Annotated in this window: 27 protein-coding genes; 13 read left to right on the forward strand and 14 right to left on the reverse strand. The window is 42.4% G+C overall.

All coding sequences use genetic code 11. The features are described from left to right. Positions 1-67: 67 nt before the first annotated feature. Both ICN28_RS00110 and ICN28_RS00115 read right to left on the reverse strand, forming a co-directional pair. The gene (locus ICN28_RS00110) at positions 68-1126 is read right to left on the reverse strand and encodes an acyltransferase (RefSeq protein WP_216285292.1); all 1059 of its coding nucleotides are present in this window, start codon (positions 1124-1126) and stop codon (positions 68-70) included. After that, positions 1111-1581 (reverse strand): hypothetical protein, encoded by a 471-nt coding sequence (locus ICN28_RS00115; RefSeq protein WP_216285293.1) that lies wholly within the window; start codon positions 1579-1581, stop codon positions 1111-1113. The genes ICN28_RS00110 and ICN28_RS00115 overlap by 16 nt, the downstream gene beginning before the upstream one ends. A gap of 432 nt (positions 1582-2013) precedes the next feature. Between ICN28_RS00115 and ICN28_RS09515 the strand changes: the two genes are divergently transcribed. Next, on the forward strand, positions 2014-2136 hold the full coding sequence (locus ICN28_RS09515) for a hypothetical protein (RefSeq protein ID WP_255536061.1): 123 nt from the start codon (positions 2014-2016) through the stop codon (positions 2134-2136). A 5-nt stretch (positions 2137-2141) separates the two neighbouring features. Here ICN28_RS09515 and ICN28_RS00120 read toward each other — a convergent pair whose 3' ends face one another. Genes ICN28_RS00120 through ICN28_RS00130 form a run of 3 tightly spaced genes read right to left on the reverse strand, consistent with a single transcriptional unit; the run spans position 2142 to position 3734 of the window. Then, positions 2142-2339 (reverse strand): cysteine-rich CWC family protein, encoded by a 198-nt coding sequence (locus ICN28_RS00120; protein WP_216285294.1) that lies wholly within the window; start codon positions 2337-2339, stop codon positions 2142-2144. Then, positions 2336-2800: a hypothetical protein gene (locus ICN28_RS00125; protein WP_216285295.1), complete on the reverse strand. Its 465-nt coding sequence runs from the start codon at positions 2798-2800 to the stop codon at positions 2336-2338. The genes ICN28_RS00120 and ICN28_RS00125 overlap by 4 nt, the downstream gene beginning before the upstream one ends. Next, positions 2769-3734 (reverse strand): D-2-hydroxyacid dehydrogenase family protein, encoded by a 966-nt coding sequence (locus ICN28_RS00130; protein ID WP_216285296.1) that lies wholly within the window; start codon positions 3732-3734, stop codon positions 2769-2771. The genes ICN28_RS00125 and ICN28_RS00130 overlap by 32 nt, the downstream gene beginning before the upstream one ends. Before the next feature lie 100 nt (positions 3735-3834). Between ICN28_RS00130 and ICN28_RS00135 the strand changes: the two genes are divergently transcribed. From ICN28_RS00135 to ICN28_RS00150, 4 genes are all read left to right on the forward strand, one after another. After that, positions 3835-4806 carry a tripartite tricarboxylate transporter substrate binding protein gene (locus ICN28_RS00135; RefSeq protein WP_216285297.1) on the forward strand — a complete coding sequence of 324 codons (972 nt, stop codon included), beginning with the start codon at positions 3835-3837 and terminating at the stop codon, positions 4804-4806. Between the two features lie 6 nt (positions 4807-4812). Beyond that, positions 4813-5364 (forward strand): carboxymuconolactone decarboxylase family protein, encoded by a 552-nt coding sequence (locus ICN28_RS00140; RefSeq protein ID WP_216285301.1) that lies wholly within the window; start codon positions 4813-4815, stop codon positions 5362-5364. A gap of 132 nt (positions 5365-5496) precedes the next feature. Then, complete coding sequence (locus ICN28_RS00145; RefSeq protein WP_255536062.1) at positions 5497-6108, forward strand: response regulator transcription factor; 612 nt, start codon at positions 5497-5499, stop codon at positions 6106-6108. Between the two features lie 90 nt (positions 6109-6198). Further along, complete coding sequence (locus tag ICN28_RS00150) at positions 6199-7284, forward strand: hypothetical protein (RefSeq protein WP_216285303.1); 1086 nt, start codon at positions 6199-6201, stop codon at positions 7282-7284. A gap of 116 nt (positions 7285-7400) precedes the next feature. On the opposite strand, the gene ICN28_RS00155 is transcribed toward ICN28_RS00150, so the two are convergent. Beyond that, a complete protein-coding gene (locus ICN28_RS00155; RefSeq protein ID WP_089515906.1) occupies positions 7401-7604 on the reverse strand; it encodes a cold-shock protein in 204 nt (67 codons plus the stop codon). 429 nt (positions 7605-8033) lie between these two features. Between ICN28_RS00155 and ICN28_RS00160 the strand changes: the two genes are divergently transcribed. The 4 genes from ICN28_RS00160 to ICN28_RS00175 all read left to right on the forward strand — a co-directional run bounded on the left by ICN28_RS00160 (position 8034) and on the right by ICN28_RS00175 (position 11162). Next, a complete protein-coding gene (locus ICN28_RS00160; protein ID WP_216285305.1) occupies positions 8034-8729 on the forward strand; it encodes a nitroreductase in 696 nt (231 codons plus the stop codon). A 71-nt stretch (positions 8730-8800) separates the two neighbouring features. Then, the gene (locus ICN28_RS00165) at positions 8801-9322 is read left to right on the forward strand and encodes a TlpA disulfide reductase family protein (RefSeq protein WP_216285307.1); all 522 of its coding nucleotides are present in this window, start codon (positions 8801-8803) and stop codon (positions 9320-9322) included. Positions 9323-9526: 204 nt separating this feature from the next. Continuing rightward, a complete protein-coding gene (locus ICN28_RS00170) occupies positions 9527-9871 on the forward strand; it encodes a cytochrome c (RefSeq protein WP_255536063.1) in 345 nt (114 codons plus the stop codon). A gap of 13 nt (positions 9872-9884) precedes the next feature. Beyond that, positions 9885-11162: an FAD/NAD(P)-binding oxidoreductase gene (locus ICN28_RS00175; RefSeq protein WP_216285309.1), complete on the forward strand. Its 1278-nt coding sequence runs from the start codon at positions 9885-9887 to the stop codon at positions 11160-11162. Between the two features lie 74 nt (positions 11163-11236). On the opposite strand, the gene ICN28_RS00180 is transcribed toward ICN28_RS00175, so the two are convergent. Continuing rightward, positions 11237-12544: a replication-associated recombination protein A gene (locus ICN28_RS00180; protein WP_216285311.1), complete on the reverse strand. Its 1308-nt coding sequence runs from the start codon at positions 12542-12544 to the stop codon at positions 11237-11239. A gap of 116 nt (positions 12545-12660) precedes the next feature. On the opposite strand from ICN28_RS00180, the gene ICN28_RS00185 reads away from it, so the two are divergent. After that, positions 12661-13203, forward strand: a complete 543-nt coding sequence (locus tag ICN28_RS00185) for a TIGR00645 family protein (RefSeq protein WP_216285312.1) — start codon at positions 12661-12663, stop codon at positions 13201-13203. A 12-nt stretch (positions 13204-13215) separates the two neighbouring features. Here the strand turns inward: ICN28_RS00185 and ICN28_RS00190 are convergent, their stop codons facing one another. Together ICN28_RS00190 and ICN28_RS00195 are read right to left on the reverse strand one after the other, a co-directional pair. Then, positions 13216-13683, reverse strand: coding sequence for a DUF3429 domain-containing protein (locus ICN28_RS00190; RefSeq protein ID WP_216285313.1), 468 nt, complete (start codon positions 13681-13683; stop codon positions 13216-13218). 2 nt (positions 13684-13685) lie between these two features. Further along, positions 13686-14537, reverse strand: a complete 852-nt coding sequence (locus ICN28_RS00195) for a 3-hydroxybutyryl-CoA dehydrogenase (protein ID WP_216285314.1) — start codon at positions 14535-14537, stop codon at positions 13686-13688. 158 nt (positions 14538-14695) lie between these two features. On the opposite strand from ICN28_RS00195, the gene purU reads away from it, so the two are divergent. Further along, complete coding sequence (gene purU / locus ICN28_RS00200) at positions 14696-15562, forward strand: formyltetrahydrofolate deformylase (RefSeq protein WP_216285315.1); 867 nt, start codon at positions 14696-14698, stop codon at positions 15560-15562. Beyond that, positions 15562-16212, forward strand: coding sequence for a VTT domain-containing protein (locus ICN28_RS00205; protein WP_216285316.1), 651 nt, complete (start codon positions 15562-15564; stop codon positions 16210-16212). The genes purU and ICN28_RS00205 overlap by 1 nt, the downstream gene beginning before the upstream one ends. A 41-nt stretch (positions 16213-16253) precedes the next feature. Here ICN28_RS00205 and ICN28_RS00210 read toward each other — a convergent pair whose 3' ends face one another. Then, positions 16254-16958 carry a glutathione binding-like protein gene (locus ICN28_RS00210; RefSeq protein ID WP_216286778.1) on the reverse strand — a complete coding sequence of 235 codons (705 nt, stop codon included), beginning with the start codon at positions 16956-16958 and terminating at the stop codon, positions 16254-16256. Between the two features lie 135 nt (positions 16959-17093). On the opposite strand from ICN28_RS00210, the gene yaaA reads away from it, so the two are divergent. After that, positions 17094-17867: a peroxide stress protein YaaA gene (gene yaaA / locus ICN28_RS00215; RefSeq protein ID WP_216285317.1), complete on the forward strand. Its 774-nt coding sequence runs from the start codon at positions 17094-17096 to the stop codon at positions 17865-17867. A 210-nt stretch (positions 17868-18077) separates the two neighbouring features. Here yaaA and ICN28_RS00220 read toward each other — a convergent pair whose 3' ends face one another. The 4 genes from ICN28_RS00220 to ICN28_RS00235 form a co-directional block, all read right to left on the reverse strand. Further along, positions 18078-19289 carry a DUF2863 family protein gene (locus ICN28_RS00220; protein ID WP_216285319.1) on the reverse strand — a complete coding sequence of 404 codons (1212 nt, stop codon included), beginning with the start codon at positions 19287-19289 and terminating at the stop codon, positions 18078-18080. A 79-nt stretch (positions 19290-19368) separates the two neighbouring features. After that, positions 19369-19560, reverse strand: a complete 192-nt coding sequence (locus tag ICN28_RS00225) for a hypothetical protein (protein WP_216285324.1) — start codon at positions 19558-19560, stop codon at positions 19369-19371. A 90-nt stretch (positions 19561-19650) separates the two neighbouring features. Further along, entirely contained in the window at positions 19651-20625 is a 975-nt protein-coding gene (locus ICN28_RS00230; RefSeq protein WP_216285332.1) for a CoA ester lyase, read from the reverse strand. 4 nt (positions 20626-20629) lie between these two features. Continuing rightward, the gene (locus ICN28_RS00235; RefSeq protein WP_216285334.1) at positions 20630-21616 is read right to left on the reverse strand and encodes a malate dehydrogenase; all 987 of its coding nucleotides are present in this window, start codon (positions 21614-21616) and stop codon (positions 20630-20632) included. Between the last annotated feature and the right edge of the window lie 13 nt (positions 21617-21629).

A 21629-nucleotide genomic window follows, 5' to 3' on the forward strand; every position in this document is an offset into this window, starting at 1 on the left:
GGCAAAACATTTTATAAAAAATATAAATAATTTGAAATGCTTGTGCAAAACTTATTTTTAAAAGGGCTTAAAAAATTTGACGTTTTTCGATCAGATGAAAAAATGGAACGGCAAGAGCCAAGCTAAGGCAAGCAGAGAGTGTCATGCCCCATACATTCATCCAAGCATCCTGAGGGTAAATGTTGATCCATAGGGCGCTTACTAGTAATGAAATTGGGAAATGTATTAAAAATATTGAATACGACATCTTGCCCAGTTGAGCAATCTGATTTCTCCAAATGTTCCAATCCTTCCAGTCGTAGATATAGCTTGTACAGAGCGTCACAGCGGTTAGTCCGGCAAAAAGAATGCGCTCACGAAAGTCGACATAAAGTGCAGCGGCAACTACATCCATCAAGATGAATACCCAAAGGATCGGATTTTTTTCTTGAATAAGCCAAGCACTTAAAAAGCCTAGACCGTATGCCCCGAAGAAATAAATGAAAAAGACATCGAGCTTCTCGTTGAGATTAAATAGAAATAAAGAGCTTGCAGTAATCAGTGCAATTAAACAAAGTGCTAAGGATCTTATTTTTCTGGGTGACCAATTGGCAGGGCTCAAGCGAATCACTGCATAGATTAATAAAGCGCTAAAAGTAAATAATTGAAAATCAATTGCCACATACCAAAGTCCGGCTGAAAGTGATTCATAGCCCAAGATATTTTGAAGGAAAAATAAGTGGCTCACTAGTTGAGGGATCTCCGGAAGCTTGGATAAAGAGTCATGAATCATCCAGTGGCTAGCTAGCCAGGAGAAAGAAATTGCTAAAGCAATAGCTGCCAAGTAGGGGATCACTAGGCGACTATATTTTTGAAAGATCAAAGCAGTAATCGTGCGTTTCTGGAATAGATTGATCTGACTTAACTTCTGACCAGTCAAAAAACCACCAATGACCAAGAAAACCGGAACCGCCATACGACCATAGTCATATAAAAAATGAATCGTATTCGGAATGAGGGTTAGGGCCGCGTCTGACATCGGGCCGTAGAAGGCTAGATGGTGAAACAGGACTAAAAGGCAGGCAACGCCTTTTAAGTTATCAATGAAATCAATACGCTGATTCTGAGGTTTTATCGGATCGGCCATATGATCGGTAGTTTGACCTGTTTATCTTGCTCGATTTTAAGTTTTCTTTTTAAAGTGCGACCTTCAAACTTGGCTTCAATCTCATAATTGCCTGCTGGTAATTCAATGAGCATGATGGGACCATCGCTCAGCGCATCAAAAATAACTTTTTGCTTGGTAGTGGTAATTTTCACTCGAACATCTGCAACCCATAAAGGTCGCTGCGGATGATCTTGGGCAAACTCTAGGGTCACAGCCCATTTCTTACCAAGTAATAACATGGCATCAGATTCCTCACTACCAATACCACCTGTCATGTATTGAATATCCTGGTACCGTTTGACATCTGGAACATCACTCTGTGCATGAGCCATTGAAAGGCTGCCAATGGATAGGCATAAACCAGCCATCCAAAGCCATTTAGAAATCATTAAGCCCAAGTATGTCGAATTACAAGAGGGTGTAGTGGTTTTCATTAAGAGCTCCTAAGAAGTACTTTTATTGTCACAACCTGTGGAGCAGGAGTTACAAGAGCCTTGTGATGATCCACAAGCTTCAGTATTTCTATTTTTGAACATGATCCAGTAACGTCTCAGCATATAAACAAGGACTGATGAGCCAATCAGCCAAACCAAACCATCAAAAATCATTTCTGGGAGAGTCATTTTTTTCTTTCTAATTGATGCTTTCTAATAGCATCAGGATAAACCCATTAGCAGGCGACTAAAAGAGGTAGCCACAGGCTGATCCAGAGTTTCCTGAAATTAAGTGAAATAAGCCTTTTACATATATTTTTAGTGGTTTTATTGACAATCTCAAAAAATACTGTATATTTATACAGTATTGGGTCTCAGCTATATAAACAGGTGCTTTAAGGCTGGTGATCGTCTGAATAACAGGAGATTAAAATGAAAACATTGATTGCAAACCCTATTTGGTCAGCTATTTCAGGTTTAGTAATTTGGATGGTTTTTGCAGAAAAACCAGGTGAGTGGCAGCGTAAAGAGTGGGTTTGTAGCCGCTCAGAATAAGGGCTTTAAAGAATGGGTAACTTCGATAGTTGATTATCTGTTTGCTCTTTTAAGCACTTCTGACAGAGACAACCTTGATCAGGGCTAACTTGGTCTTTGGGTAGCGCTGGTAGTGCCATACACCAGCAAGTCGTTTCTCCAGCCAAACTTTGGCAGTAGAAATCCAAGCCACATTTAAAACAGGTTTGGTTGCTCGTCGTCATTTTCTTAAGATGACCAATGTGATTCCTGGGTTGCTATACATATCCCGAGTTAATAATTTTTTGACGCTGGGATTTTGTCGGATCAACTCTTGATAAGCCTCTTTGCCGGGCTCTAAATCTTCTCCAGCAACATAGCTGTGAATTACATGATCTCTTCTTTGGTAGATTAATTCTTGTCGAATAGCTTCTTTGATTCGTCCACCTTTGCCACCCGATCCGTAGCCGTGAATCACCTTGATCAATTTCATGGCTGTGTCTGACAATTCATTCAAAGCTTGATCAAACTTTTCAATGGCTTGATCAACGGTGGGTAGAGCGATTTCTAGGTTCAGTGTGAAAATCCCCGTCGCCTTTTTGGAGACTGGGGGTAGATCCGATGAACCACAAAAAGGACAGTTTTTCTCTAATGCCCCTCTTGGGTTACCGCAATCAGAGCAGAGGACGGATAGTCGGTTGACCATGGAGCCATGCCTCTAAACATTCAACAACATCCTTGGCGAATGTTGTAAATACAGGTTCTGCCACAAAACCTAAATGAGGAGTTAATAGGGTATTGGGAGTCTTTCTTAAAGGATGATCTGCTGGAAGCGGCTCGATATCAAATACATCGACTGCAGCACCTCCGATCCTGCCTTGATTCAGGCTATCAACTAATGCATCCGTTTCAACCAATACTGCACGGGAAGTATTAATCAAAATGGCGTCTTTTTTCATGAGTGCCAGTTTTTCTTTATTAATAAGACCTTTGGTTGTTGAGCTAGCAATGATGTGTAAAGAAACAATATCGGATTGTTGGAGCAACTCATCTAAGCTAACGGATTGAGCACCAATCGCTTCTGCTCTTGCTGGAGTCATATTAGGACTCCATGTCACAACGTTCATACCAAAAGCCAATGCAACTTTGGCGACTCTTTGACCAATTTCACCAAGACCTACCAAACCTAGGGTTTGCCCTTGTAATACTGGAAGTAATGAAAGTTCATTTCGCCACTTGTTTTGATTGATTAAAGCATTTTGACCGACTAATTGTTTTTTAAGACCCAGAATCAATGCCCAGGTTAATTCAGAAGTACTATTCTTCGACGGTCCCCAGCCTGTATGGCTGATAGGAATTTGGCGCTCTTTTAGTGCATCCACATCCAAGGCACCATTGCGAGTTCCTGTGAACACAAGGTATTCAAGGGCGGGCAGTTGTTGGATGAGGTCAGCTTTGAAAGGGGTTCTATCTCTCATTAAAACAATGGCTTGCGCATCTTTTACTGCTTTAAATAGAGCCTCACCGTATAGCGGTTGATTGTGAATAGTGACCTCAGCTTTTGCGTCTACCTTGGACCAATCCGCTAATTTCTTATACGAATTCTCTAGGTCATCCAGAACCACAATTTTTTTACGCATTTTTAAGGCCTAATTATTTTTGATTGCATTGATTATAGGAGTGTGGGATATTTATGTCGTCACAGAGCATAAATGCCGGACACTCACAATAATAGGAGACATGATGAAAACAAAGCTTTTAGCAGGATTTATTTCAGCCTTATGTTTGACTGGTGCTGTTCAGGCACAGAGCAATGATTGGCCTAATCAGAAAATTATCAAATTGATTTCTGTTTTCCCTCCAGGGGGTTCTGTTGACCAAGTAGCTAGAATTTTGGCTCCGGTCCTACAAACTCAATTAAAGCAAAATGTGATCGTTGAAAATATTGGTGGTGCATCTGGCATGATCGGTACAGCAGCTTTAGTAAAGGCGCCTGCTGACGGTTATACATTTGCGGTTGTTTTTGATACACACGGTGTTAATCCAAGTCTTAAGCAATTAGCTTTCGATACAAAAACAGATATCGCAACAGTGACGATGATCGGTACTGCACCGATGGTGATTGCTGCAAGCAAAAGCTCAGGCATTACAAGTTTTAAACAATTGCTGGATGAAAGTAAAAATAAGAAGCCGCAGAGCTATGGCTCAATTGGTACGGGTAGCTTAGGTCACTTAGCTTTGGCATCCTTGTCAAAAGACGCTAAGTTTGATTGGACTCACGTGCCATACAGAGGCGGTGGTCCATTAATGCAAGACGCTATTGCAGGCCATGTTCCTCTATCAATTGGCTCTATTTTCTTGGTTAAGCCGCATGCAGATAGTGGTGGTGTGATTCCTTTGGCGGTGACAACCCGTAAGAGAACACCAGAAATGCCAAACGTTCCTACTATTGCTGAAAGTGGATATCCAAACTTTGAAGCACCTGCATGGTGGGCTGTGATTGCTCCTGCTAAGACACCTGTTGAAATTGTTAACAAGATGCACAATGAAATTGCTAAAGCATTGCGTTCTCCTGATGTTGCTGCACGTTTAAAAGCACAAGGTATTGATGTGCAAGCATTAGGTCCTAAGCCAGGGCAAGAATTTATCAATAAGCAAATTGATATTTGGGGCAAGTTTGTTAAAGAGAACAACATTAAAGAAAGCAGTTAATTTTTAGTGTCATCTGATCTAGATCGTTTAGTTCCCTATCAGCCGCTGGATCTTCAAGAGCCAGCGGCTTTGGTTTCTGCCATTCGCCAGCGTCGCGGTGGTGAGCTAATTAACCTCGATAGAATGTTGTTGCATAGCACGCCATTTGCAACCGGTTGGAATGCCTTCTTAGGTGAGGTTCGAGCTAACCTGGAGTTGGATTTCAAACTTCGGGAGTTAGCGATGTGCGGTGTTGCAGTCATTAATCAAGCGGATTACGAGTTCTTGCACCATGCCCCTATTTTCATTAAAGCGGGTGGTACGCAGTCTCAAGTAGATGCACTTCGCGATATAGCTACTAACAAAGTAGCTCCAGGTTTATTTTCTTCTCTAGAAGAAGATGCTATTGAGTTAACTATCCAAATGACTCGCACGATAAAGGTTGATCCAGAGCTCATGAAGCGTCTTAAAAATAACTTGGGTGATCAACAGCTGGTTGAGTTAGTGGGAGTGATTGCCACTTACAACATGGTTTCTCGATTCTTAGTCGCCTTGGATGTGACGCCGGATCACGATTAAGCAACAGAGCACTTAAACTAAATTAATAGATTTTAGAAGCAGTTAGTTAAAAAATTAGCTTAAAAGCTAATAGCTCAATATGTTAAATATATTTAATATGGTGCATATTAGATATAAGAGAGACTAACTATTTTGAGCAATTTGGGCCATATTTACATCATCGATGATGATGCTTCCATGAGAAGTTCTCTATCAAGAATGCTAGCCAGTTATGGTTACACAACTGAGATTTATGAGAAAGCGGAAGATTTTATTGAGCAATCGATTCCTGTTTCACCAGCAGCTATTCTTCTTGATATGAGAATGCCGACGATGACGGGTGTTGAGCTACAAATGAAACTCAACACAATGGGGCGCCAAACACCAATTATTTTTATTTCCGGTGAGTCGATGCCTCATGAGATTGTTACCAGCATGAAGCAGGGCGCTATTGATTTTTTGTTGAAGCCATTTAATTTAGATGATCTCTTGAAGTCGATTGCTAGCGCTGTTGAAAGCGATAAATTGATGTTTGAGTCGATGACGCAATCGCTCACAGTGAAACAGAAATATGACAGTTTGACGCCAAGAGAAAAAGAGGTTTTTGCTTTATTGGTAGACGGACTTATGAATAAAGACATTGCAGTTCAATTAGGAACTACCGATGCAACAATCAAAGTTCATAAATCTAGAGTCATGGATAAGATGAAGGCGGATTCTTTACAAGACCTCGTTCGTCAATCCGCTTTACTTCATGCAAAGTGAAGAAACTTTCAAAGATGATCCAAGGACATTACTCGGCAGTGCATTGAAACAATAATAGATATAACATCAAAGAAATACCCTGGAGGCAGCATGGTAGCAGACCTGAAAACCAAAGTGGAAATCACCCCTGAGATTCAAGGGGGAGTGCTTAAGTCTGCGCGCGTCAATCTTAGGATTACTCCCGAGGATTTAGCTAAAAAAGCCTGCTTATCTAAAAAACATATTATTGAGCTTGAAGAGGGTGGCTTAAGCAGTTTTTATTCTTTAGCTCATAAAGTTAGAGTGGCCAAGAAAGTCTCTCTTTTATTATCACTTAAAGAAGATCAAGCTTTGCTTTACCCAGGTGGGGATTTGGCTAAGCAAGAGTCCTTGCCCTTTGATGCTGCACCTCAGGATGGCAATGGTTTATCTGATGCAGCCACATCCTCTAGCTCCACAGACTCAACAAGATTAAGTCAATCTCTTCAGTCAGAAGTGCAAGTAAAGTCTGATGAGCCACAAGTGGATTCTAAAAAGGTGTCAAAAAATTCGACATCTTCACCTAAAAAATCAGCACCACAAGATGCTGTGAGTTTGGAAACGATTGGTCAAAACTTTGCAGCATCACAAACCTCTTCAAAGAAAAGTTGGAAGCCGGTTGTTTCACTATTTTTAATAGTATTGGTGGCAGGGGGTTTATTTGCCACTAAAGATGAAATTGCTGAGTTGATTAATCCTCAGCCATTGCCACTCCCTATGCCTGAAGTATCTCAGATTGAGGCATCAGAAGAAAAGCCAGGTGACACTGCGCCTGTTGTGGTTCCTGCAACGCTATCCCCATCAATGTCAACTGTTACTCCAACAACATCCATTCCACCGTTACCAAGTGAAGCGGGGTGTCCAAAGGCTGATGCAGTTGTTGCCTCACATTCTGTTTCTGAGCCAAACAAAGCAGGTAACTTTGTATTCGTGCAATCAAAGATCAAACAAACAGTTTGTGTTTCGGATGTCAGCGGGAAAGTAACAGTGATGGCTCTTGACGCAGGTGCTTCACATACGTTTACTGGTAAGGCGCCTTTCACAGTGTTGAGCTCAGGTCTAAGTAACTTGGCCGTGTATTTCCAAGGTCGTCCTGTGCGATTAAGTAATGAGCAAGCCAGGAGTATTCGATTGGAAGAGGGTAAGCTCGTTAATTAACTAGTGATTGCGCTCTCATTAAAAAAGGAAGCACTTAGCTTCCTTTTTTTGTGCCGCTATTTTTCTAGGCAATAAAAAACCCGACCGAAGTCGGGTTCTAACGCATACAACCCAAATTACATAGGGTTGATGTTTGAAGCTTGCTTGCCCTTAGGGCCAGTTGTTACTTCAAAGCTAACCTTTTGGTTTTCTTTCAAGCTTTTGAAACCGTTACCTTGAATAGCTGAGAAGTGAGCGAATAAATCTTCACCACCGCCATCAGGAGTAATAAAACCAAAACCTTTTGCGTCGTTAAACCACTTAACAATACCTGTTGCCATTACTGAAATTCCTTAAAAAAATTAAACGTGGTGATTGCTCACCTTTTCTTTGCAGGGCTGGAAGATTCAACTAACCGAATCACCCATTTTTGGAAAATGGAAAACGACGGAAGCTACTTGAAGACCTACAAACTCAGTATCGCACAGTTTTAAAAAATAGATATCTTTATTTGATAAGGGGTTTTACTAGTAAGGCAAAGGCTAGTAGGCTTAAACCATCTTTTAAAGCCTTTTGCAATTGATATTCCTGTTAAATTGACTTAAATGTACGTTATTTATATGCCAAAAAACATTAAGTGTTCATAATTTTACTTAACTTCGCTAAACCCTAGGTTTGACGGCTAATTTTTAGTGGCAAGTACTTAGAGCATAAAGTGGAGGGCTGTTTTATTCTTACAACTTCCAATAAAAACGATAGAGATATACCTCATGAATTCTGCAGATGTAACCAAAGTTATTGATGACAACATTAAGAGTCGCCGTTCTATTCGAGCTTTCCTGCCAAAGCCAGTGGCAAAGCAGGAGATTTTAGAGTTACTTGAGGTTGCTGGGCGTGCACCTTCTGGAACAAATATTCAGCCTTGGCAAGTATTTGTTGTAACTGGTGATAAGAAGCAAGCCATCTCAGACGAAATCATCCAAATTTCCAATGATCCTGAAGCAGTTAAAGAACACACAGAAGAATATAACTACTACCCATCAACCTGGATTGATCCTTATATTTCTCGTCGCCGCAAAGTTGGACTAGATTTATATAGTCTATTGGGTATTGCTAAAGGCGATAAAGAAAAGATGCAAGCGCAAAATAATCGAAATTATTTATTTTTTGATGCGCCAGTGGGTATTTTCTTTGTGATTGACCGCGTCATGCAACAGGGTAGTTGGTTAGATTACGGTATGTTTATTCAAAACGTGATGTTGGCTGCGAAGGCTCGAGGCTTGGATACTTGTCCTCAAGCTGCCTTCACACAGTTCCATCGTGTGATCGCTAAGCACTTGAATCTCAAGCCTGAGCAACAGTTGGTTTGCGGTATGTCTTTGGGATATGCTGATTTATCGAAGATTGAAAATACCTTGGTGACCGAGCGTGTTCCAGCTGAGAGCTTTACGCATTTCGTTGAGTAATTTTTGAATCATCGTTAGGGTTGGTCTGTCATTTGAGTCAAGCCAACCATTTTCACTTTCTTTATGGCGCCATGTCACAGATAAAAATGCCTCACTTGATGTTGAAGAAGATTATTTATCTGTGCCTTTTTTTTTATTGCCAGAATGGTGTCGCCGTTGAAGTTGGTGATTATTTGCCCTTGGGAAAGTTGCAAACTATTCAAGGTCAAACCTTTGATCAAGGGCATTGGAATAATAAAAACACTTTAGTTCATGTTTGGGCTACCTGGTGTGGGTATTGCCACAAGCAAAATAGCCACTTAAATCAGTTGATGAAAAAAATTCCAGTCGACTCGTTGAATGTCATCACGATTTCTGTAGATAAACGAGTTGGACCTGTGAAGGCTTACTTGAAAGATCAGCGCTACGATTTTCAAGTGGTGATGATGGATGAACGCTTATCTAAAGCCATTGGTAAACGTCGAGGTGTTCCAGAGCTTTATATTTTGGATCGACAGGGCCGTGTGATTCAAAAAGACTATGGCTTGATGGTTGACTTAGATTTCTTTGAGTTGGCTCGTTACGCCCAACCGACGCAATCCAACCCTAAATGACCCCCTAAATAGCTGTGCTTTAGATAGCATAGATCGCTATATAGCCAATTGATCTAGTCTCATGCCAATTCGTGATTTGCTTATCTTTACTTAATTAAGCACAATCTCAATAGTTAGCAAAAGTAAATAACTTTAGGGTGAAACCCCAAGGGTGAAAGCTTCGGAATCACCATAGAATCTATCTGTCCATTAAGAGGGGGAAAAATGACTCAATCAATTATTCGTCAGCCAATGCTTGTATTGGCCAGTGTATTGGCTAGCTTAAGCTTTGCTACTGCAGCGCAAGCCGAATCACTTCAAGTTAAACAGTGGGCTGCATCCTGTGCTGCCTGTCATGGAACCGATGGTTATTCTGAAGGTGGTATGGCCAGCCTAGCTGGTCAGAACAAGGCTGAGTTGATCAAGAAGATGAATGAGTACAAAACAGGCAAGCGTACTGCCTCGATCATGCATCAATTGAGCAAAGGCTATTCAGATGAGCAGATTGAACAAATCTCGGCTTACTTCGCTTCATTACCTGCTGAAAAAGCAGTAGCTAAAACTAAATAATCAGGAGCTCATCATGCAAAGACGTCAATTTATACAAATGGTGGGTGGCAGTGCGGCAGCTAGCGCACTTGTTGGTTGTGCTTCATCTCAAATTAATGCAAAAGGTGGCAAGGTCATCGTTATTGGTGGTGGCTACGGTGGCGCAACAGCCGCTAAATACGTGCGTAAGTTCTCAAATTACACAGCTGATGTCACGTTGATTGAGCCTAATCAAAACTTTATCTCTTGCCCAATGTCTAACTTGGTCATTGGCGGAAGTAAGAAGATTGAAGACATCACAGTTTCTTATGAGGGACTTAGAAAAAATCACGGTGTTAATTTAGTGAGAGATTCTGTCACATCAATCGATGTGGCTAAACGACAAGTCAAACTTGCTGGCGGAGCATCACTCTTTTACGACCGATTGATCGTTTCACCAGGTATTGATTTGAATTATGAAAGCTTGCCAGGCATGAAGTCTCAAGCTGCTCAAGATTCAGTTCTTCACGCTTGGAAAGCCGGCGCTCAAACTGTAGCCCTTAGACAGCAATTAGAGTCCATGAAAGATGGTGGCGTATTTGCTATCTCTATTCCATTAGCTCCTTACCGTTGCCCTCCAGGACCATACGAGCGTGCGTGTCAGGTAGCGGATTACTTCCAGAAGAGTAAGCCAAAGAGCAAAATTTTGATTTTGGATGCCAATGATGATGTGACCTCAAAGCCTGGTCTATTCAAGTTAGCTTGGTCACGTCGCTATGCTGGCATGGTTGACTATCGTCCAAAACATAACTTAACCGATGTGGATGTTAAAAACAAAACATTAAAGTTTGAGTTCAATGATGATATCAAGGCCAATGTTTTGAACGTATTGCCTCCAATGCGTGCAGGTGGCATTGCCTTAAAAACAGGTTTGGCGAACATGAACAACCGTTGGTGCGAAGTCGACTTCTTGACGTTTGAATCAAAAGTGGCGCCGAATGTTCACGTATTAGGTGATTCAATTCAAATTGCTCCAGGTATGCCAAAGTCTGGTCACATGGCTAACCAACACGGCAAAACTTGTGCTGCAGCTATTGTGGCGATCTTGAGTGGCAATGAAGTTAGTCAAATGCCTATATATAACAACACTTGCTACAGTTTTGTCTCATCAACCGATGTGGTTCACGTAGCTAGCGTTCACGTTTACGATGCTGCTAAACGTACGATGGTGACTGTGCCTGGATCTGGCGGCATTTCTGCAGCTGCTAATCCATTAGAAGGTGAATATGCCAATGCATGGGCTCGTAATATTTGGGCTGATATGTTGGTGTAAGTCATAAAGTAAAAAAGTAATAAAACAAAAAAGCCTGCTAAAAATAGCAGGCTTTTTTATTTCTCTTCAACACCTTATTTCTTTTTGCTTTGCTCGTCGAGTGATTTTAAGAATGCGAGCTTCTCTTTAATTTTGATTTCAAGACCTCGATTGGTTGGTTCATACCATTGAGGATCTTTCATGCCGTCTGGTAAATAGTTTTCGCCAGCAGCATAGGCATGAGGTTCATCGTGAGCATAGCGGTATGCATGGCCATGGCCAAGTTGTTTCATGAGTTGCGTTGGAGCATTGCGAAGGTGTGCAGGAACCTCACGCGTTGTATCGTTAGCCACAAAAGCTTTTGCTTGGTTATAAGCCGAATAAGCGGCATTGCTTTTAGGTGCGGCGGCTAAATAGATCAGAGCTTCTGCTAAAGCCAATTCGCCTTCTGGGCTACCCAAGCGCTCATAGGTGCTGGCAGCATCGTTGGCTAATTGCATGGCTCTTGGATCTGCTAAGCCAATATCTTCCCAGGCCATTCGGACAATTCTTCTAGCTAAATATTTGGCATCAGCACCACCGTCAATCATTCGACAGAACCAGTAAAGTGCCGCATCTGGATTGGAGCCTCTAACGGATTTATGGAGTGCCGAAATTTGATCGTAAAAATAATCGCCCGCTTTATCAAAACGACGGTTATGAGTGCCTAAGGAATTTTTTAAGAATTCTTCTGTAATTTCGCTGATATTTTTAATTTGAGCAGCATGATCCGCTTGCTCTAGAAGATTTAAAAATTTTCGGGCGTCTCCATCTGCCAAATTGATGAGCATTTGTTTGGCGGGGGCATCTATCGAAAGGCCTTGAAAAATAGTTTTTTTAGCTTTTTCTAGTAAATCTGATAGTTCAGACTCGGATAAGGATTGAAGAACATAAACTTGAGAGCGTGAAAGGAGGGCAGAGTTCACTTCAAAAGAGGGATTCTCAGTTGTGGCTCCAATAAAAGTGACGAGGCCAGATTCAACAAAAGGTAATAGAGCATCCTGTTGAGCTTTATTAAAGCGATGTATTTCATCCACAAAAAGAATGGTGTGTCGCCCAAATTGTTGAAGATTCTGCTCTGCTAACTCGATGGCTTGGCGTATTTCTTTAACACCAGCCAGTACCGCAGATAGGGGGATGAAGTCGCAATCGAATACGGTAGCTGCTAAACGGGCAATTGTGGTCTTACCGACCCCTGGAGGACCCCATAAGATCATCGAATGAGGTTTGCCAGAAACAAAGGCTGTAGCCAGAGGTTTACCCTCACCGAAGAGATGCTTTTGTCCAATCAGCTCATCGATACTCTTGGGTCTGAGAGCTTCGGCTAAAGGGGTGAACTTTTCGGTCATGGGTAACAAAGACATGGTTTAATCGTTAAATTGTCGCATGTTGCTCAATAAACCAATTATTTATTACAATTCGCCATAAATAAACCATTCGCCATAATTTTTAGCTTAATTAATCACTATAAAAGATCCCTATGAGTCAAAACACTAATTCATCCTCACCTGACGATTTGCGCGCTCTACCTCGTTGGATTTTCATGAGCCGTTGGTTGCAGGCGCCTCTTTATCTTGGTTTGATTGTTGCTCAAGGTGTTTATGTCTTTCAGTTCTGGAAAGAATTGACGCATCTCATTGGCATGCTAATGAAGAGTGGTGGTACGACTGAGACTGAGATCATGTTGATCGTCTTAGGATTGATTGACGTGGTGATGATTTCAAATTTGTTGGTGATGGTGATTGTGGGTGGTTGGGAAACTTTTGTTTCGCGCTTGGAGCTTGAGAAGCATCCGGACCAACCAGAGTGGTTATCGCATGTTAATGCTGGCGTTTTGAAAGTCAAGCTAGCCACTGCGATTATTGGCATTTCTTCCATTCACTTATTGAAGACGTTTATCAATGCGCCTGGCATGGACGATAAAACGCTTCTATGGCAAACACTGATTCACTTGACGTTTGTGGTGTCAGCTCTTGCAATTGCTTATACAGAGAAAATCTTATCTCAAGCCAAGCAGCACTGATCTAGCTTTGAATTAAAACTGACGAATCGCTAAGCCAGCCCAGATCAGGCTGGCTGAAGCGACAGCGGTAAGAATGGTGCGCATCTTCAAGAAATCTGCCAAATAGGCGGAGTCTTGAATGAGATAACGAAATTGGGATTTATCAACGATCAGAGCGATCACCAGTGTCGCCGCAATCACAAAATAGCCATAAGAAAAACTTAAGTGAAGAGCTATCCAAGCGAGTAGAGATGGCGTCACCCCCCAAATCCAAGCTCCTTTATCGCGCCAAAACTGATGGGTGATCTGGTTGGATTGTGGTCCCAAAAGAGGGCCCCAATGGAGTGCGCCTACAAAAGATGCAATGCTAGCGCTATAAATAAGGAGCGAGTTAGCAGCCCAAAAATCCCATGGAGATTCAATAAACTGAATCAATCCCGATAAAACAATAAATGGAATCAGTCCTGCATAGCTAATGAATTTTGTAATCGGTGCGAGCATGATTAATTGTACTTATAGACACCTTGACCTGTTTTACGACCTAGGTAGCCTGCGGCAACCATTTCGCGTAAGAGTGGGCAAGGGCGGTATTTGGAGTCATTAAAGTTCTTGAAGTAAACCTCCATGATGGCTAGACAGGTATCCAAGCCGATCATGTCTGCTAAAGCCAAGGGACCAATAGGATGGTTACAGCCTAACTTCATCCCGGCATCGATATCTTCAGGGCTAGCTAAACCTTCTGATAAAACAAAAAAAGCCTCGTTGATCATAGGTACTAGGATTCGATTCACAACAAAGCCTGGTGCATTTTTAACGGTAATGGGTTCTTTTCCAAGGGCTTGGGCCATCGCATGAACCAATTGATGTGTTTGATCGCTGGTCTGTAAGCCTCGAATAATTTCAACCAAACTCATGAGTGGCACTGGATTAAAGAAATGCATGCCAATAAATCGATCTGGATGGCTCACTTCAGCGGCCATTTGCGTGATGGAAATAGAGGAAGTGTTGCTAGCAATAATGACATCTTTAGAAACAATCGCGTCCAACTGCTTGAGAATTTTTAGTTTGAGCTCATAATTTTCAGTGGCGGCTTCAATCACCATCTGGGTGCTCGTGAAGTCTTGGTAATTAGTGCTGATCTTGATTCGAGCCAAGGCTGCTGTTTTTTCAGCCTCTGTCATTTTTTCTTTTTTAATTAAACGATCTAAGCTACCTGAAATCGTTGCAAGTCCTTTTTGTGTAGCAGCCTCATTGATATCCACCATGATCACGTGAAGTCCTGAAACAGCACATGCTTGAGCGATACCATTACCCATTGTTCCTGCACCAATGATTCCTACTGACTGAATGCTCATTTCTTAGCCTTATTGATTAACTATCAAAAGTATAAGTTTAAGCTTGAGTGAGCCTATAAAAAGTGGTTTTTCATCATTTTTTTAAAGGTATTCGCCTTATGAGGCAATAACTCATCGGATTTTCGACAGTTAGGGCTTGATTATGGATAATGGGGGTTATGTCGACACAAGGTTATATTCTGAAAATTGCATGCCCTGACCGCCCGGGTATTGTTCATGCCGTGAGCCATTTTTTATTTGCTCAGACAGCCAACATTTTGGACTCTGCTCAATTTAGCGATACATTTACCAATCGCTTCTTCATGCGCGTTCACTTTGCCAAAACTAATCAAGAGCTCAATCTGGCTAATTTAAAAACAGCCTTTAAAGATATCGGGGCTTCCTTTGATATGGAGTGGGAGCTGTTTGATGCGACGGCTAAACCCAAAGTGTTGATCATGGTTTCTAAGCTAGGTCATTGTTTGAATGATCTTCTCTTTAGAACGCACAGTGGTTATTTGCCGATTGAGATAGCTGGAATAGTGTCGAATCACAAAGACTTTGAGCCGCTCGCCAATACCTATAACATCCCATTTCATCATATGCCGCTCTCCAGTGCGAACGATGAACGCAAGACCGAGCAGGAAGAGCAGCTTCTAAAACTAATTGATAATGAAAAAATTGATTTAGTAGTTTTGGCAAGATACATGCAAATTCTTTCGACTCAAGTTTGTCAAAAATTATCGGGTCGAGCCATCAACATTCATCATTCTTTTTTACCAAGCTTTAAAGGGGCAAAGCCTTATTGGCAGGCGCATCAAAGAGGTGTCAAACTGATTGGTGCGACAGCTCATTACGTCACAACAGATTTGGATGAAGGCCCTATCATTGAACAAGGCGTTGAACGTGTGGATCATTCGATGAACCCGGACCAGCTAGCTGCAGTGGGGCGAGATGTGGAATGTTTAGCGCTATCTCGAGCCGTGCGTTGGCATGCAGAGCATCGTATTTTATTGAATGGCAAGAGCACGGTGGTATTTCAGTAATGGATTTTCCCAGTCTGATTGATTTGTTTCTGCATTTGGACAAGCATCTGATTACAGTTGTCGATGCTTGGGGGCCTTGGGTTTACGCCTTGCTATTTGCGATTATTTTTGTTGAGACAGGTTTGGTGGTGATGCCATTTTTACCTGGTGACTCTTTGTTGTTTGTGGCTGGGGCTATCGCTGCAGTAGGCGGCATGAGTTTACCTGTGCTATTAATTCTATTGGTGATTGCTGCGGTTGCCGGTGATGCTTTGAACTACTCGATTGGTCGTTGGATTGGTCCTAAAGTTTTCGGTTGGGAAAATTCTCGTTGGTTCAATAAGGATGCCTTCAACAAGACCCATGACTTTTACGAAAAGCACGGTCCGATCACAATCGTGATTGGACGATTTTTGCCTTTCATCCGAACTTTTGCGCCGTTTGTAGCTGGCGTTGCTCAAATGTCTTACTCAAAATTCACCGCTTTTAATGTGGTTGGTGGTGTTCTATGGGTTGGTAGTCTAACGACATTGGGATATCTCATTGGCGATCACCCTTGGGTGAAAGCCAATTTTTCAGTGGTTGCTTTGGCGATGATCATCATCCCAGGTCTACCGGCTGCTTGGGTTTTTGCAAAAGCCCTTTATCAAAAACTCACCAAGCCTACCTGATTTAGCTAAAACAAAGTTTAGAAACACCGAGTCCCATCAACTTATCGTTTTTGGTACTGGGTTTTTCCAAAAAGATTTTCTTTGGCTTTGTCATCTATTAAAGGTTTTCTCAAAGCAGTGAGAACTTCGACACCGCGTTGCACTGCTGGGCGGGCTGCAATTTCCTCATGCCATCGTTTAACGTTCGGGAATTCCTCTAAGGTAATGCCTTGATTTTTCCAAGAGCGTGTCCACGGGAAGATGGCGATATCCGCAATGCTGTAGTCCTTGCCAGCAATAAACCGCTTCTTAGATAGCTCTTTATCCATTACGCCATACAAGCGGCGAGTTTCATTGGTGTAACGATCAATGGCATAGGGTACTTTCTCAGGAGCATAGATCCGGAAATGGTGGGTTTGACCCAACATCGGACCAACGCCGCCCATCTGGAACATCAACCACTGCATCACTTCAAATTTTCCTCGGGTCGTCTTTGGTAAAAAGAGACCGGTTTTGCTAGCCAAGTAGAGCAGAATCGCACCAGATTCAAAAAGCGCTATGGGTTGACCATCCGGACCATGAGGATCCACCATGGCAGGGATTTTGTTATTAGGGCTGATCTTAAGAAACTCTTTTTTAAATTGATCACCAGCGCTGATATCCACCGGATGAGCTTGCCAATCACGACCTAAGCGATAACCACATTCTTCCATCATGATGTGGACTTTGTGACCATTGGGCGTAGCCCAACTATAGATATCGATCATCTCTTTTTTTGTGTTTTTCATAGCAAGGTCTTTTTAGTTAGTTTGGCCAATTGGGTTATTAGCGAAATAGCGAGATTAATTTCAAAGCGGTATGATTCAAATATTGCATTACCAATCATAAGAGATCATTCTGCCATGTTAATCGTACTTTCGCCTGCCAAGAGTTTGGATTATGAGACCCCGCCAACGACGGATCAGCATACCTTGCCGATTTTTATTAATGAGTCAGCCAAGTTAGTTAATGATCTCAAAAAGCTATCTCTTCAAGAGGTTGCTGAGTTGATGAGCTTGTCCGACAAATTGGCAGCTTTGAATGTGGCACGTTTTGGTGAGTGGTCTAAGACTTTTACCCCTAAAAACAGCAAGCAGGCTTTGTTGGCTTTCAATGGCGATGTATACGAAGGTTTGGATGCGAAGAGCTTGACTAAAAAATCCTTGGACTATGCGCAAGCCCATGTGCGAGTTTTGTCAGGTCTTTATGGCGTTTTAAAGCCTTTGGATCTGATGCAGGCTTACCGATTGGAGATGGGTACATCCTTTAAGAATGCCGCAGGTAAAGATCTCTATGCTTTTTGGGGTGACAAGATTACCGAGGCTTTAAAGCAAGAGTTAGAACAACAAAAAACCAAAGTGCTGGTGAATCTCGCTTCGGATGAATACTTTAAGTCAGTCAAGCCTAGCAAATTAGGTTACCCCATCATTGCGCCAGTTTTCCAGGATGAAAAAGCCGGCAAGTACAAAATCATTTCGTTCTATGCCAAGCGAGCAAGAGGCTTAATGACCCGCTTCATCATTGATAACAAAATTGATAAAGCCGAAGATCTAAAAGACTTTGACGTAGAAGGTTACAAATACGCCCCGAAAGATAGCACTGCTGATAAACCTGTCTTTAGAAGAAAAGAACAGTAAAAGCTAGACTTAAAGATCTTCTATTTTGACCGGAATGATTTCTCCATTGCGGCGCTCATTAGCAATTTGGCATAAATAAATATCGTCTAATTCTTCTAGCAATGCTTCCTCTGCAGCGAGGAGCCTATTTTTTCTAAAAAATTTAGATCGGGTTCTTTGGGTTGATTACTAATTGGCATTATTTAATTTTCAAGCAATACATCTAGAGTATTAATGGAACAAAGGTTGTTGGTCGGGCGTGTCTTCCGGCATTTCTGGATGAACGATTTCACCATTGCGATCAACAAACATGGGTGCACCGCAGTCTTCACACATCTCGGGATTGAATAACTCGGCATGTCTAAATTGATCATCTATGCCTGATGCTTTAATCGTGTCGTAGATTTCACGGATAGGGCTATCTTCGATAGACGTGTCATTGATGCTGTCGTTTGCAACAGTCTCTCGATCATAGAGAGGCCAAACCACACCATAAATAACTTCCTGAGATCCTTTGAGTGCAAATGAGATCCGGTATTCATCGCATTGCTCAGGACCAAATCCTGCAACGATGCATGACAGCCCTGATGGTTCGATATTCAGAGTAGCTTCCAAATAATTAACCGCAGCCAGGATACTCAAAGGCCTAATTTTTCGGTCAGCTTCTCGGCAATTGGTGAAGTAGGCCTCAGGAAGGGATAGCTCAAACTCACAACCGGGCATGATGCTAGCAATGGTTTCTTGCATCCCTAATTGCCAATTCTGCAAACAGATACTTCGTTCTTGCCGACGCGGAGCATCTTCTTGCCATCTAAAAATCGGCCCTTGGCTTGGCGCTGCCACTGCACCAACAATGTATCTAGGATCAGCTAAAACTGGAATGGTCTCCGGCATATCCCGCAGTTCCAGTTTGATGTCATGACCATTGATGGCAGCCGTCGTTAACTTTTCTAGAAGCTGTCTTGTTTGGCAATGCGAGTGGGGCATCTGATCAATGCTGTAGAGCCAAGGCACCAAAGCAATTCTGGCTGACTGAGCGACTATTTGTTCATGCAAGAAGTTGCCTGTTGCCGTCATGGTTTCTGAGCTTAATTTACCTGATGGGATGCTGTAACGAGTTCTAGCAATGATGGGGATTGCAATTAACACCACATCCCAGCTTTGACCTTCATGCTCGATGGTTAATGACTCAGCCAAGGTCTCTGCATTTTCAGCAAGGCAATCAAATGCTATTGGATTAATTTTTAAAATTTGATCCATGGCACTCTCAATCGCATTTTGATTTTGCGCATGCAATAACCTTAATAATCGATCTGAAAGTTTCTTTTCCCAAAAGACATCCTCGAGTCGACTGCCGGAGGCTGCAAGTGACAGGGCATCGGATACCAGTCTTTCTGCTTCAGGTGAAATGCGAGATGAGTTTTTTGGTCGGTAGCTAGACATACAGACATTCTAAGCAAAACGCCCCAAGGCGGGGCGTTTTTAAATCATTATTAGGGTTTATTTAAAACCCACAAGCATTCTATTTTTGATTACTAGTGCTTTGGGATGCTTGGGGCGAGGATTCTTTAAGAGAGTCTAGACTTCTGGGTTGAATGGGTTCTGTTCCTAGTGTTTCACCTGCAATCGTGATTGGTGAATCACTTTGAATAAGTAAAAAGCCCGCTGTCGCAATGAGAATCACTAACGTAATCAAAATAACTTTATTACCCATGAATATTCCTTTAAGGTGCATTGCTGCTCAGTTATGAATGTACACCCTAAAAAGCCTCCAAACTTGCTAGAAGCTGACTATTTGGCTAATTTAACAAATTAGTTCTAGGGCTTTTGCTGAAATAGGATGACCACTAGCGTGCGCTTTTTGAAGAACGCTCCAGAAGTAGCGATAGCTGGCACGGTCATGCAAACGACCTTCGTATTGAATAGGTCCCCATTGAGCGTCTTGGGCCGCTATTAAGATAGCTGAAGCCATTTCAACTTCTGAGGTGCTTGGAGATAGTGTCTCAACAATCATTGGAATTTGATTGGGATGAATGCTCCATTTGCGGGTGTAGGCAAATTGATTTTTAGCGCGCAATGTATCTGACTTGATGATTTCTAAATCATGAATGTTGGTGCAAACATTATGAGATGGTACTTTGCCATGAGCATGGCATGCTGCTGATATCTCGAGCATGGCACGTGCAACTAAAGGGTGATCAAACTGACCTCGATCCATCGCGTCTGCTGGAATGGCGCCATGATGTTCTGACACAAAATCCATGAGACCAAAACTCAAAGATTCAATCTGAGGAAGCGCTGCAATAGCATCAACTTCTCTTAATGCGCCATGAGTTTCAATTAAAGCTTGAATTGGAATAAGTCGAGCAACACCAGCGGTTTTAGCTGTGTGGTTGATTTCATCAATCACTTCTTGTGCTTGATCTGCAGACATGATCTTGGGGATCATGATGAATGCCACACGATGCCCAATTTTTGGGATCAAGGTTGCAACATCGGATTTCCATGATGGGTGGCTTGGATCATGGATTCGGACACCCACACGATTAAATTTGTTTTCTGGACCAAGAAGAATGTTAGCTACTAATTCAGCATGCTCTGTTTCTTGACCAACTGGAGCGCCATCTTCGCAATCAAACGTGATATCAAAAATAGGACCTAAATCCGATTGCAACTGCAATGCCTTACGCATGCGGACTTCCGTGCCTGCGTAGTGATCACAAACAGGTAAGGCCCTCGGAAGGGCCTCACCTTGAAACAACACTTGTTTAGCTTGCATCAGCTTAGAGTAGGTGCTTAACGCCGTCTTGCTCTTCAGTTAACTCGCTCAACGTAAAGCTCATGCGCTCACGTGAGAAAGTATCGATCTCTAAACCTTGAACAATCTTGTACTCGCCGTTTTCGCAAGTTACTGGGAAGCCATACATCACATCTTTAGGGATGTCGTAAGAGCCGTCAGATGGGATGCCCATCGTGACCCATTTGCCATTTGTGCCACAGTGCCAATCATGGATGTGATCAATTGCAGCGTTAGCAGCAGAAGCAGCAGACGATAAGCCACGTGCTTCAATAATCGCGGCACCACGTTTACCAACGGTTGGTAAGAATGTGTTTTTGTTCCACTCTTCGTCGTTGATCATTTGTTGTACAGATTGACCGCCAATCGTTGCAAAACGGTAGTCAGGGTACATTGTTGGGCTATGGTTACCCCAAACAACTAGTTTCTCAATGTCCGCTACTGCTTTACCTGTCTTAGCTGCTAGCTGTGACAAAGCACGGTTATGGTCTAGACGCAACATCGCTGTGAAGTTCTTCGCTGGAAGATCAGGAGCTGATTTCATAGCGATATATGCATTGGTATTCGCTGGGTTACCAACTACCAATGTCTTAACCGTACGCTTAGCAACAGCATTTAATGCCTTACCTTGTGCTGTAAAGATTTGGGCATTAGCGGATAACAAGTCTTTACGCTCCATGCCAGGGCCACGAGGACGCGCACCAACTAAAACAGCATAGTCAATATCTTTAAACGCAGTCATTGGGTCGCTATGAGCAGTCATGCCAGCCAATAATGGGAATGCGCAATCATCGATCTCCATCATGACGCCAGTCAAAGCCTTTTGAGCTTTTTCGTCAGGAATCTCTAAAAGTTGCAAGATCACAGGTTGATCTTTGCCGAGCATATCGCCGTTGGCGATGCGAAATAGAAGTGAGTAACCGATTTGACCAGCTGCACCAGTAACGGCGACACGCAATGGGGCTTTTGCCATGATTTTGCTCCGA

The sequence above is a fragment of the Polynucleobacter sp. 30F-ANTBAC genome (assembly GCF_018882385.1).
Lineage (GTDB): Bacteria > Pseudomonadota > Gammaproteobacteria > Burkholderiales > Burkholderiaceae > Polynucleobacter.